Raw genomic sequence first — 10096 nt, 5'->3', positions numbered from 1 at the left:
TTTTTTTTTTTTTTTTTTTTTTTTTTTTTTTTTTTTTTTTTTTTGGCTCCGTCACGCCGATCTCGGTGCCCGCGACGCGCGCGGTATAACCCGACAGGAAGTGATACATGGCCTGTTCGGGCGTCAGCTTCGCGATCGGCGGCAAGATGCCATAGGCATCGGCCGTCAGCATCACGATGTTGCGCGGCACGCCCCCCATATTGTCCTTCGACGCATTGGGGATGAAGTCGATCGGGTACGCACCCCGGCTGTTCTCGGCCAGGCTGTTATCGTTCAGGTCCAGCTGGCGCGTGACCGGGTCCATGACCACATTTTCCAGCACGGTGCCGAAGCGCTTGGTCGTCGCGAAGATTTCCGGCTCGGCCTCGGGCGACAGGCGGATCATCTTGGCATAGCAGCCGCCCTCGAAATTGAAGACGGCGGTGTCCGACCAGCCATGCTCGTCGTCGCCGATCAGCGTACGGCTGGCATCGGCCGACAATGTCGTCTTGCCGGTGCCCGACAGGCCGAAGAACACGGCGGTCGACCCGTCCGCGCCCATGTTGGCCGAACAGTGCATCGGCATGACCCCGGTCGTCGGCAGCAGATAGTTGAGCAGGCCGAAGACCGACTTCTTCATCTCGCCGGCATAGCGCGTGCCGCCGATCAGGATGAGCTTCTCGGTCATGTTGACCGCGATCACCGTCGACGAACGGCAGCCATGGCGCGCGGGGTCGGCGCGGAAGCTGGGCAGGTCGATGATCGTGTATTCGGCCGCGAACTTGCGCAGCTCATGCTCCTCGGGGCGGACGAGCATCGTGCGGATGAATAGGTTATGCCAGGCGAACTCAGTCACGACGCGGACGCGGACGCGATGCTCGGGCTGCGAGCCGCCATACAGGTCCTGGACGAACAGGTCTTCCTTCTGGCCGAGCGCGGCGAAGAAATCGGCCTTCAGCGCGGCGAAATCTTCCGGGCTCATCGGCTTGTTCGTCTTGCCCCACCCCACGGTGTCGCGGGTCTCGTCGTCACGGACCATGAACTTGTCCTGCGCCGAACGGCCGGTGTGCTCGCCCGTCTCGACGACCAGCGGACCATCGGCGGACAGCTTGCCCTCGCCGCGCGCCACCGCCGTCTCGATCAACCGCGCGGTGACAAGGTTCCAGTGCAGGGTCGCACGGGTTTCGATCCCCTGCGCCTCAAGGCAGATTTCTGGAATCCGTTCGTTCATCTGAAGCGTCCTCATTCCCCTTGGCACCCGTCGGTCGAGCCGCAGGAAGCCGGTTGTTATCGCACCTGAATACGTATGCGTTGCACCGCCTTCTAGCCGAAACGTTTAACACGTCAAACACTGCAGTATGCGAAGATGGTTGAGCCGTGTCCCGCTTTGGCCTACCTGAGTGATATGGCCGATCGCTCGCCCGCAAAGTCCTCCGCATGACCGCGACGATCGCGTTGGTCGATGACGACCGCAACATCCTGACTTCCGTATCGATCGCACTTCAGGTGGAAGGTTTTCTCACGCGGATCTATGCCGATGGCGAAGCCGCGCTGAAGGCGTTGATCGACAATCCGCCCGACCTGGCGATCTTCGACATCAAGATGCCACGCATGGACGGACTGGAACTGCTCCGCCGCCTGCGTGAGAAGAGCCAGATTCCGGTGATCTTCCTGACCAGCAAGGACGACGAGCTGGACGAGGCGCTTGGCCTCGCGATGGGGGCGGACGACTATATCGCCAAGCCGTTTTCGCAGCGGCTGCTGATCGCACGAATCCGCGCCATCCTTCGTCGCTCCGAAGGCACCGGCCAGACGCCCGGCGCACCGGCGGCCGAGACGCAAGGACCCCTGACCCGTGGTCAGCTGGCCATGGACCCCGCGCGACACAAGGTGACGTGGAAGGGGGAGCCGGTCACGCTGACCGTCACCGAGTTCCTGATCCTGGAAACGCTGGCGCAGCGCCCCGGTATCGTGCGCACCCGCAACCAGTTGATGGATGCCGCCTATCAGGACGACATCTATGTCGACGACCGCACGATCGACAGCCACATCAAGCGCCTGCGCCGGAAGTTCCGCCAGGTAGACCCCGAGTTCGACGCCATCGAGACGCTCTATGGCGCCGGCTACCGATTCTCCGAGGAGTGACGCTCCCGACCTCGCGCTGCGCTGGTCGGGCCAGATTTCGCTGACCCAGCGAATCCTGGCGCTCAACATCTTTGCGTTGCTGTTGTTGGCCGGCGGCTTTTTCTATCTCGATTCGTATCGCACCCGCCTGCTCGACAACCGCGTCGCACAGGCGGTGCGCGAGGTGCGGTTGATCGGCGAGGCGCTTACCTCGGTCCAGCCGACCGAGCGCGACGCCCTGATCGCGCGGTTGGCGCGCGACACCGGGGAGCGATTACGGCTGTACGACGCCAGCGGCCGGATGATCGGCGACAGTCGTGCGCTCGGCGTCCGCAACTTCGTTCTGCGCGACCCCGACAAGCAGGGCCTGGGTCAGGTGATCGCGCGCTTCCTGGATGCCGGTATCGACACCGTCGTCGGTGCCGCGCGCCCGCCCCTATACCGCGAGCGGCGCGGGGGCGCGGAATGGCCCGACGTCTTGGCGGCGCGGCGCGGGATGATCGCCGCGTCGGTCTGGCGGGCGCCCGATCGCACCCCCGTGATCACCGCCGCCGCGCCGCTTCCCGCCGGCGGAGCGATCATGACCACGGAGAATGCGCGCTTCATCACCGAAACGGTTCGGATCGAGCGGTTCCGGCTAAGCGTCCTGCTGGCGCTGGTCGCCCTGATCTCGGTCCTGCTCTCCCTGTTCCTGGCGCGTACCATCGTCCGGCCGCTGCGGCGGCTCGCCCGCGCGGCGGTGCGCGTTCGGCTGGGTCGTGCGCGCGAAGTGGTGGTGCCGCGCCTGCCCGATCGGCGCGACGAGCTGGGGATGCTGGCCCGTGCGTTATCGGACATGAGCCTGGCGCTGCGGGCGCGCATCGACGCGACCGAAGCCTTTGCCGCCGATGTGACGCACGAGCTGAAGAACCCCCTCGCCTCGCTTCGCTCCGCGGTCGACAGTCTGGAGACGATCCGCGATCCCGCGCTTCAGGCACAGCTGCTCGCCATCGTTCGCGACGATGTCCGGCGGCTCGACCGGTTGATCACCGATATTTCCGATGCCTCGCGGCTCGACGCCCAGCTCAGCCGGGCGAAGTTCGATCCGGTCGATCTCCACGCGTTGATCGAGGGGATGATCGCGCAGCGCGAGGCGCGCGGGGTGGAACGCGGCATCCGCCTGCGCTTCGACTCGCCCGAACCGGGCCCCGCCATCGTCTCGGGCGAGGGCGCGCGGTTGGAACGGGTGTTTGAGAACCTCATCGCTAATGCGCTGTCCTTCTCGCCCGATCAGGGGGTCGTCGCGATCAGCCTGGCGCGCGATCATGACGACGCGATCGTACGGGTCGAGGATGAAGGCCCGGGCGTGCCCGAGGATGCGCGCGAGGCGATCTTCCGCCGTTTCCACTCGATCCGGCCAAGCGGCGAGAGCTTCGGGCGTCATTCCGGCCTTGGCCTCGCCATTGCGCGCACCATCGTCGAGGCCCATCAGGGCCGCATTCATGTCGAATCGCGTGAGGACCGCATGAGCGGCGCGCGTTTCGTCGTCAGGTTGCCGCTGGCCCCCGGCCTTTGACGGCGTTGCGGAGCCGCGATCATGCCACCGGCCGAAGCCGAATTGATCCCCGAATTGGTCCATGCGACCTGCGTCACGATTGACGAAGTCGGCATATTGCTGCGTGGGCCATCGGGGGCGGGCAAGTCCGACCTGGCCCTGCGCCTCATCGATCGCGGCGCCATGTTGGTGGGTGATGACTATCTGCACGTCACGGCCGAGGGCGGGACACTCCGGGCCGAAGTCCCCGCCGCCATTGCCGGCCGGATCGAAGTGCGCGGTGTCGGCATCGTCACCATGCCGTATCAATCGCGCGCCATGATCGGCCTCGTCATCGATCTGGGTGAGGGCGAGGATCGCCTGCCCGAACCCGAATCGGTGGTGATCGCGGGCATCAGCTTGCCTTGCTATCGTCTGAACCCCCTCCCCGCCTCGGCCCCGATCAAGGTCGAGCTGATGGTGTCGCACCACAAGGAACGTACGTAATGGATCGCAAACGGATCTTGCTGGTCACCGGCATGTCGGGCGCCGGCACCTCCACGACACTCAAGACGCTGGAGGATCTGGGTTGGGAGTTGGTCGACAATCTCCCGCTGTTCCTCCTCGACAGTCTATTGGAGGCGCCCCCACCCGCCGGCATGGAGGACAGGAACCGCCCGCTGGCGATCAGCCTGGGCGTGCGTACCCGCGACTTCGATCCCGAGAAGATCATCGCGCGTGTCCGCCGGTTGAAGGACAGCCCCCGCCTCGCCATCGAAACGCTGTTCCTCAATTGCGGCGGCGAGGAGCTGAAGCGCCGCTATGCCGAAACCCGGCATCGTCATCCGCTGGCGCTCGACCGTGCGGCGGATGACGGCATCGCGCATGAGCGCGCGCTGCTCGCTCCCTTGCGCGACATGGCCGACCGACTGCTCGACACCACCAACATGACCAGCAACGATCTGGGCCAGTGGGTGCGTGCCAATTACGCGGTCGAAGGGTTGAGCGAGCCCGTACTGACCGTCATGTCGTTCGGCTTCTCGCGCGGATTGCCGCGCAACGCCGACCTCGTCTTCGACATGCGCTTCCTGCGCAATCCGCATTGGTCCGCCGAGCTTCGCCCCGGCACCGGGCTGGATCAGGGCGTGGTCGACTATATCCGCCGCGACCCCGCCTATGAGACGGTGCTGGGCCAACTAGAAACGCTGATCGACACCGTCGTGCCGCGCTACATCGAGTCGGGTAAATCCTACATCACCATCGCGATCGGCTGTACCGGAGGGAGACATCGGTCGGTCCATGTCGCCGATCGGATCGCGCGACGGTTGCGCCAAAACGGTTTTTCCCCCACGGTGGTGCATCGTGATTTGAGCGCCGTGCCGAAAGACTCCCTGGAAGCCAGGCCGGCCAAGCAATGATGGATATGCGTGTCTGACATGATCGGTCTGGTTCTGGTGACCCACGGGCGGCTCGCCGATGAGTTCGTGACCGCGATGGTGCATGTGGTCGGCCCCCAGGAGCGGATCGCGACCATCGCGATCGGCCCGGAGGACGACATGGAGGAACGGCGCGCCGACATCGCCGCCGCGATCGGCGCGGTGGATGCCGGACGCGGGGTGATCGTCCTGACCGACCTGTTCGGCGGTACCCCCTCGAACCTCGCCATCTCTCTGATGGAGCGCGGGCGGGTCGAGGTGATCGCGGGCATGAATCTGCCCATGCTCATCCGCTTGGGATCGGCGCGCAAGTCGATGCAGGTCGTCGATGCCGTCGCCGCCGCGCGTGAGGCCGGGCGCAAATATATCTCGGTCGCCTCCGAAGTGCTGGGCGAGGCCGCCGCATGAGCGAACAGTCGCGCACCGTCCTCATCACCAACCGCCGCGGCCTGCACGCGCGCGCCAGCGCCAAGTTCGTGACGCTGGCCTCCACTCAGCCTTGCGAGGTGCGGGTGGGCAAGGACGGCAGCACGGTGACCGGCACCTCGATCATGGGGTTGATGATGTTGGGCGCGGCGATGGGCGACACCATCACGATCAGCGCGGCCGGTGACGGCGCCGACGAAACGGTCGCGGCGCTGGCCGCGCTGGTGGAAGCGAAGTTCGGCGAAGACTGATATGCCCCGCGAGATTACCGCTTATTCCAACCCGCTGATCAAGTGGGTCCGCGACTTGCGCGACAAGCGCCACCGCAAGCAGGCCCGCCAGTTCCTGGCCGAGGGCCTGCGCATTCTGACCGAAGCCAAGGAGACGGGGCGGCTGCCGACCCTGTTGTTCTTCGCCAAGCCATCGGCCGACCATCCGCTGGTCCGCCAGCTGGTCCGCGCGGTCGAGCTGGCCGGGGGCGAGGCGATCGAGACGACGCCCGACATCCTGTCCAAGCTGTCGGGCAAGGACAATCCGCAGGCCGTGGTCGGCGTGTTCGAGGAACTGGGCACGACGCTCAACATGCTCGATCGGGCGTCGTCGGGTATCTGGCTGGTGGCCGAACGCCTGCGCGATCCCGGCAATCTGGGCACCATCCTGCGCACCGGCGATGCGGTCGGCGCGGGCGGGCTGATCCTGGTCGGCGAGTGCGTCGATCCGTTTTCCGTCGAGGCGGTCCGCGCCAGCATGGGAGCGCTGTTCACCGTGCCGATCGTGAAGACCGAATGGCAGCCTTTTCTCGACTGGCTGCGGCAGGGGCCGGGGCAATTGGTTGGTCTTAGCCTCGACACCGAGACGGATTATCGCTCCGCCGATTATGCCGCGCCGACCTTCCTGCTGACGGGCAATGAGGCACAAGGCATGCCGGCGGATTACGCCGAGGCCTGTGACGTGTTGGTGAAGATCCCCATGCTGGGCAAGGCCGACAGTCTCAATGCCGCCGTCGCGACGGCGGTCATGGCCTATGAGGTACTGGCGCAACAGGGCGGCGGCACGAAAGCGGGCTGAACCCCAAGCACCCCTACTCCGTTCAGTCGGAGCGCAGTCGAAGGCCAAGGGGTGAACTTTGCCAACGGGCACGCTCTTGCACTTCGACTTCGCTAAGTGCGAACGGACGAGGGTTGCCGGGTTCTGAAATGCTACCCCGGGGTCATCAGCCTCAATGCCACCGTCATCTCGTCGATCATAGTCTATGACGTGCTGACGCAACGCCGAGACGCGAACTGAACCCAAAGCTCCCCACCCCCGTTCAGCCTGAGCGAAGTCGAAGGCCATGGGATGAATGTTGCCGACAGGTACGCCCGTGCACTTCGACTTCGCTCAGTGCAAACGGAGGGGGCGCCCTGAAATGTCACCCTCTTGCCGACCAAGCCCTTCAGTCGCTCGGCCGGCATCCCAAAGCCTCAGGACGCCTCAGCGCCGTCTCCAGCCTCGGTCAGCTCCGCCACCGGCATCAGCTTGGTCAAGGGCCGGACCGCCTGTTCCCCGATCGGCGGCGAGTCGATCGCCTTGCCGCCGGTGTCGATGTTCAGCGCCTCGAACCGCCGTGCGCTGGTCAGCACCTGGCTCTCCAGGCTGCCGACAAAGGCGTTGTACGCCGTCATCGCGGTATCAAGATTCTTGCCCAGCTTCGACACATGTCCGCCCATGACCGCCAGTCGCGCGTAAAGCTCCTTGCCGAGCGCACCGATCTGCCGAGCCTCCTGCGCCAGCTTCTCCTGCCGCCACACCGCTGCGACCGTCCGCGCGATCGCGATCAGGTTCGTCGGCGTCGCAAGCAGCACGCGCTTGTCGAACGCGAAGTCCCATAGCGTCGGGTCATGCTCGAGCGCCGCCGACAGGAAATGCTCGCCCGGCACGAACATGATGACATAGTCGGGCGCGTCGTCGAACTGGTTCCAATAGCTCTTGTTGCCCAGCCCGTTGACGTGCGCGCGCATCGCGGCGGCATGACGCGACAGGCCGGCCAGCCGCTCGACCTCGTCCACCGCGCCGAACGCATCCTGATAGTCGTTGAGCGACACCTTGGCGTCGATGACCAGCGCCTTGCCGCCGGGCACCCGCACGATCGCATCGGGGCGAAGCCGTCCGCCCTCGCCGTCCGCCACGCTGACCTCGGTCTGGAAATCGGCATGTTCGGACAGGCCACAGCTTTCCAGCACGTTACGCAGCTGCTGCTCGCCCCAGCGCCCGCGTGCCTTGGGGGCGTTGCGCAACGCGTTGACCAGCTTGGCCGCCTCGCCCGAGACTCGCTCCTGCCCGATCCGCATCGCCTCGATCTGACCCTTCAGCTCGCCAAAGGCATCGCGGCGCTCGTCTTCGACCTTGCGCACACCCTCTTCATAGCGTTGCAGCCGCTGGTGAACCGGATCGAGCAGCGCCTTGAGCGTCTGCCCCGACGCTTCCTCCGACTGGCGAAAGCGTGCCTCGGCCCGCTCCAGAAACTGGCGTTGCGCGACTTCGAGCGCGCGCGCCGCCGCCTCGCCGAACTGGGTGTTGATCTGCTCGCGCGCCTGCCCCAGCGCCTCCAGCGTCTGGGCATAGGCCGTCTCGCGCTCCTGCGACCGCGCGCGCAACTCGGCGAGTTCGCGCAAGGCCGCGTTGCGCTCCGCCTCGACCGCGTCCCGCGCGGCGCGGATCATGTCGAGATCGGCCGCCCGCCCGCGCAATTCGGCCAGCGCCTGTAGCGCATCGCTTCGTTCGCGCTCGGCGGTATCGCGCGCCGTCCGCAGCGGCTGCACTTCGGCCGCCTGCCCCTTGGCGGTGGCCAGTTCGGCCGCCAGACCATCGGCCTTGCGGCGTGCGACCAGCCAGCCGGCCAGTCCCCCCAGCACCAGCGCCAACAGCGCAACGGCGATCAATTCGGGCATCATTTCAACCTGTCAGAATATAGCAACAGGTCGGAACATAGATCGAACGGCCCCGTACTAACAGACCCATTCGTGGGGGAAACGTCAGCCCTTGCGGATCTTGTTGAGCTTGCGCATCAGCATGTCGCGCTTCAGCCGGCTGACATGGTCGATGAACAGCACGCCGTTCAGATGGTCGATCTCATGCTGCATGCAGGTGGCGAGCAGACCGTCCAGCTCGGCCTCATGCGCCTCGCCCTTTTCGTCCAGCCACTTGACCCGGCAGGTCGCCGGCCGCTTCACCTCGGCATATTGCTCGGGGATCGACAGGCAGCCTTCGTTATAGGTCGACAGCTCGTCGCTGACCGACAGGATTTCCGGGTTGATATAGGCCTTCGGGTTCTTGACCGGCTTGCCATCCTCGTCCTCTTCCTCCTGAAGGTCGATGACCAGCACCCGCTTGTCGATGCCGACCTGGATCGCGGCCAGGCCGATGCCATGGGCGTCGTACATCGTGTCGATCATGTCGGTGACGAGCTGACGGACGGAATCGTCCACCGCCTCGACCGGCTTGGAGACGAGACGCAGACGGGGGTCGGGAACTTCGACGATCGGAAGAATGGCCATGGCCGTGTCGCTACGGCGCGAGGGCAAAAGCGTCAAGCCGGGCGTCAGACCACCGGTCGCCGCGCCCGCAGCGCCTGAGCCAGCGTCCCCTCGTCCAGATAGTCGAGTTCGCCCCCGACCGGCAGGCCATGCGCGAGTTGCGTCACGCGAACCGGAAAACGCTCGATCCGCTCGGCGATGTAATGGGCGGTGGTCTGCCCCTCCAGCGTGGCGTTCATCGCGAGCACGATCTCGCCGATGCCGCCCTGTTCGATCCGCCGCACCAGCGCATCGATCGCCAGATCCTCCGGGCGGATGCCCTCCAACGCGGAAAGCCGGCCGCCCAGCACATGGAAGCGCCCCGGGAACAGCCGTGACCGCTCCAGCGCCCAAAGGTCGGCCACTTCCTCGACCACGCATAGCGCGGCGGGATCGCGGCGGGGATCGGCACAGATGGCGCAAGGGTTGGCCGTGTCGATATTGCCGCAGGTCGAACAGGTCTCCAGCCGCTCCTCGACCGCGACCAGCGCAGAGAGCAGCGGGGCGAGCGCCGCCTCCCGCTTCTTGAGCAGGTGAAGAACCGCGCGCCGGGCCGATCGGGGCCCTAGGCCGGGAATACGCGCGAGCGCCTGGGTCAGCGCCTCGATCTCGGGGGATGCCATCAGGAACAGATAGGGGGTTGCGCGCCGTCCCGCCAGCGCAGAGAGGCTTCCGCCATGCGGATCATCTTCATGGGCACGCCGGGCTTTGCCGTCCCGGTTCTGGAGGCGCTGGCCGAGGCCGGGCATGACATCGTCGCAAGCTATAGCCAGCCGCCGCGTCCCGGCGGGCGGCGGGGGCGGCAACTGGTCGCCTCGCCGGTGCACCAGGCGGCGGAGAGACGTGGCATCCCGGTCTTCACGCCCGTATCGTTGCGCGGGGCCGAGGAACAGGCGACGTTCGCCGCGCACGACGCCGATGTCGCGGTCGTCGCGGCTTACGGCCTGATCCTGCCGCAGGTCATTTTGGATGCGCCTCGGCTCGGCTGCCTGAACGTCCATGGCTCGCTGTTGCCGCGCTGGGGAGGCGGAGGCCCCCTCTAACTCCAAACCACTACCCGCATC

11 protein-coding genes and 1 pseudogene are annotated in these 10096 nt (G+C 66.0%); 8 read left to right on the top strand and 4 right to left on the bottom strand.

Features of this window, described 5'->3' with window-relative positions:
* The coding region (locus ACQKJZ_RS15975) for a phosphoenolpyruvate carboxykinase (ATP) (RefSeq protein WP_427732285.1) at positions 1-1210 on the bottom strand (1210 nt) is incomplete at its 3' end.
* 206 nt (positions 1211-1416) lie between these two features.
* Between ACQKJZ_RS15975 and ACQKJZ_RS15970 the strand changes: the two genes are divergently transcribed.
* Genes ACQKJZ_RS15970 through ACQKJZ_RS15940 form a run of 7 tightly spaced genes read left to right on the top strand, consistent with a single transcriptional unit; the run spans position 1417 to position 6546 of the window.
* Positions 1417-2124, top strand: coding sequence for a response regulator (locus tag ACQKJZ_RS15970; protein ID WP_427732283.1), 708 nt, complete (start codon positions 1417-1419; stop codon positions 2122-2124).
* Positions 2093-3658, top strand: coding sequence for a stimulus-sensing domain-containing protein (locus ACQKJZ_RS15965; RefSeq protein WP_427732281.1), 1566 nt, complete (start codon positions 2093-2095; stop codon positions 3656-3658). Before ACQKJZ_RS15970 ends, ACQKJZ_RS15965 begins: the two co-directional genes overlap by 32 nt.
* A 21-nt stretch (positions 3659-3679) precedes the next feature.
* Complete coding sequence (locus tag ACQKJZ_RS15960) at positions 3680-4123, top strand: HPr kinase/phosphorylase (protein WP_427732279.1); 444 nt, start codon at positions 3680-3682, stop codon at positions 4121-4123.
* Positions 4123-5034 carry an RNase adapter RapZ gene (gene rapZ, locus ACQKJZ_RS15955; protein WP_312488798.1) on the top strand — a complete coding sequence of 304 codons (912 nt, stop codon included), beginning with the start codon at positions 4123-4125 and terminating at the stop codon, positions 5032-5034. Before ACQKJZ_RS15960 ends, rapZ begins: the two co-directional genes overlap by 1 nt.
* An 18-nt stretch (positions 5035-5052) precedes the next feature.
* A complete protein-coding gene (locus ACQKJZ_RS15950; RefSeq protein WP_007403466.1) occupies positions 5053-5460 on the top strand; it encodes a PTS sugar transporter subunit IIA in 408 nt (135 codons plus the stop codon).
* Positions 5457-5729: an HPr family phosphocarrier protein gene (locus ACQKJZ_RS15945; protein WP_312488799.1), complete on the top strand. Its 273-nt coding sequence runs from the start codon at positions 5457-5459 to the stop codon at positions 5727-5729. The genes ACQKJZ_RS15950 and ACQKJZ_RS15945 overlap by 4 nt, the downstream gene beginning before the upstream one ends.
* A gap of 1 nt (position 5730) precedes the next feature.
* Positions 5731-6546, top strand: a complete 816-nt coding sequence (locus tag ACQKJZ_RS15940) for a TrmH family RNA methyltransferase (protein WP_427732276.1) — start codon at positions 5731-5733, stop codon at positions 6544-6546.
* A gap of 395 nt (positions 6547-6941) precedes the next feature.
* Here ACQKJZ_RS15940 and rmuC read toward each other — a convergent pair whose 3' ends face one another.
* From rmuC to recR, 3 genes are all read right to left on the bottom strand, one after another.
* Positions 6942-8408 (bottom strand): DNA recombination protein RmuC, encoded by a 1467-nt coding sequence (rmuC, locus tag ACQKJZ_RS15935; protein ID WP_427732287.1) that lies wholly within the window; start codon positions 8406-8408, stop codon positions 6942-6944.
* 84 nt (positions 8409-8492) lie between these two features.
* Positions 8493-9014 carry a peptide deformylase gene (gene def, locus ACQKJZ_RS15930; RefSeq protein WP_427732274.1) on the bottom strand — a complete coding sequence of 174 codons (522 nt, stop codon included), beginning with the start codon at positions 9012-9014 and terminating at the stop codon, positions 8493-8495.
* Between the two features lie 44 nt (positions 9015-9058).
* Positions 9059-9655, bottom strand: coding sequence for a recombination mediator RecR (gene recR / locus ACQKJZ_RS15925; RefSeq protein ID WP_427732272.1), 597 nt, complete (start codon positions 9653-9655; stop codon positions 9059-9061).
* Between the two features lie 54 nt (positions 9656-9709).
* Here recR and ACQKJZ_RS15920 point away from each other — a divergent pair.
* Positions 9710-10072 (top strand): annotated as a pseudogene (locus ACQKJZ_RS15920) (methionyl-tRNA formyltransferase); the annotation flags it as partial.
* Positions 10073-10096 lie beyond the last annotated feature (24 nt).

This window comes from Sphingomonas sp. NPDC019816, from assembly GCF_050274375.1.
GTDB lineage: Bacteria > Pseudomonadota > Alphaproteobacteria > Sphingomonadales > Sphingomonadaceae > Sphingomonas.
Note: the sequence above shows the minus strand (reverse complement) of the source record. Positions and strands in the feature narration are given on the sequence as shown.